The following is a 1,828-nucleotide window of genomic DNA, read 5'->3' on the forward strand; positions in this document are numbered from 1 at the left end:
AAAAAAAAGTCGGATTTACGGGAAACAGGAAAAAAGTTCAGTGAAACTTCAACTCCCTCACCTCTCAAATCCGCATAAAATCAAAAACTTAAAAATTACAGCAATATGGAAGCAAAGGTATTATCGGAAGCAAAAGTTTATGTAGGCACTTACGGCAAGTATAACATCGGTTCATTGTCCGGCGCATGGCTCGACCTTTCGGACTATTCGGACAAGGAAGAATTTTACGAAGCCTGCCGGGAACTTCACAAGGACGAGGAAGATGCGGAATATATGTTTCAGGACTGGGAGAACGTGCCGGAGGGCTTAATCGGCGAAAGCTGGATTTCTGAAAATTTCTTTTCCCTGCGTGATGCGGTGGAGGATTTGAGCGACACCGAGCAGGAAGCCTTTTTCGTGTGGTGCAACTACAAAAGCCGTGATTTGAGCGAGGAAGATGCGGACGACCTTGTATGTGATTTCCGGGACGAGTATCAGGGGGAATATGACGATGAAGAAGATTTCGCCTATGAAATCATAGAAGAATGTTACGACCTGCCGGAGTTTGCAAAGACCTATTTCGATTATGAAAAGTTCGCCCGTGACCTGTTTATGTGCGATTACTGGTTTGATGACGGTTTTGTATTCCGGGCGGCATAACCAAATACCAATCCGGGCGGGGTGTCAAAGCCCTGCCCGCTAAAAACAACCAAGTGATGAAACGGAAAAGCATTTATAAAATCCTTTGGCGGGTGTTGTTGCTCTGCCTTGCATGGCGGTTCACCAGCGTAGCCGGAACAGGCACGGCGATAACGGCGTATATCGTATTTCGTGCCGCCTGTTTCCTGCTCCGTGTCTGCCTTTCAGTCGTTTATGCGCTGGGCATGGCTCTGCTTTTCCTGTCGTTGCTTTTCTTACTGATATTATAACCATAAAAAATAGGACATCATGCAGTCACTTAACAAAAACGGGGTAAGCATTACCCAAACACCGGGAGAAGAAAAGTTCGTGAAATGCTGTTTAGGGGCTTTCAGGGGACAGATTTATTTTCAATATGACTACCGCCACACGGACGGCGAACTATTCAGCACGGTAGCCAAAACGCTGGACGAGTGCCGCCGCAGGCGTGACGGGTGGATAGAGAAGAAAGAACGGAGTAATAAATAAGTAAATTTTGGGAACATGAAAACGACAGAAGTAAACAAGGAGCTTATCGGCAAGCGTTGCGAGTGCATTTTTACGGGCTTAATGGTAACGGGCGTTATCGAGGACACAAAAGAAAACGAACACACCATAGAGGTAAAAGTCCGTTTCGACCATCCGCACCAATGGGGCGATGATTTGTATAATGATGTATGGGCATGGGGGCGCAAAAATGACGAGTTCGGCACGCTGCACCATTTGCAACTGCTGGTAGATAAGCCGGACTTTCAGATAATGACGGTAGTTTTCGGCGAGCCAATCAACCAAATAGACCGCAGTGTTTTTGAAGATGTTGCAACGTGGGGTGTCTGTTCCCTGCAAGGCTGGGTAAACAGCTATGAAAGTGTCCGGTTTGTAGCCATAAACGACCATACGGCAATCATCACGGGCGAATATAACATGGAGCAGGAAAGGTGTGGTTAGAGAAATACACGTCCATAAAGAGCCTTAAAACCAGTTGATAAAGAACGGCGGCTATTTGCCACCGTTACTTTCTTCCGTGAGCCTGCCAGCGGGTGAAGAAAGTAACAAAGAAGCCGTTCGTTTTCCCTAGGTAGTGTAAACTGAACTGTGTCACGGCTCTGTTTTTTATTCTTTCCCTCTTATTTGTGTGCAGATTTCACATCTGCATACAAATAAGAGGAGC

Annotated in this window: 3 protein-coding genes and 1 pseudogene; all 4 read left to right on the plus strand. The window is 46.3% G+C overall.

Translation table 11 applies throughout. The features are described from left to right. Window positions 1-105: 105 nt before the first annotated feature. The gene (locus AC5RDS_RS13365; protein ID WP_007566732.1) at window positions 106-639 is read left to right on the plus strand and encodes an antirestriction protein ArdA; all 534 of its coding nucleotides are present in this window, start codon (window positions 106-108) and stop codon (window positions 637-639) included. Window positions 640-695: 56 nt separating this feature from the next. Further along, on the plus strand, window positions 696-908 hold the full coding sequence (locus tag AC5RDS_RS13370; protein ID WP_040311811.1) for a hypothetical protein: 213 nt from the start codon (window positions 696-698) through the stop codon (window positions 906-908). A 19-nt stretch (window positions 909-927) separates the two neighbouring features. Then, window positions 928-1,146, plus strand: a complete 219-nt coding sequence (locus tag AC5RDS_RS13375; RefSeq protein ID WP_007566728.1) for a DUF3873 domain-containing protein — start codon at window positions 928-930, stop codon at window positions 1,144-1,146. Between the two features lie 15 nt (window positions 1,147-1,161). Next, window positions 1,162-1,643 (plus strand): annotated as a pseudogene (locus AC5RDS_RS13380) (DUF7258 domain-containing protein). Window positions 1,644-1,828: the final 185 nt, after the last annotated feature.

Source organism: Odoribacter sp. (assembly GCF_985060555.1).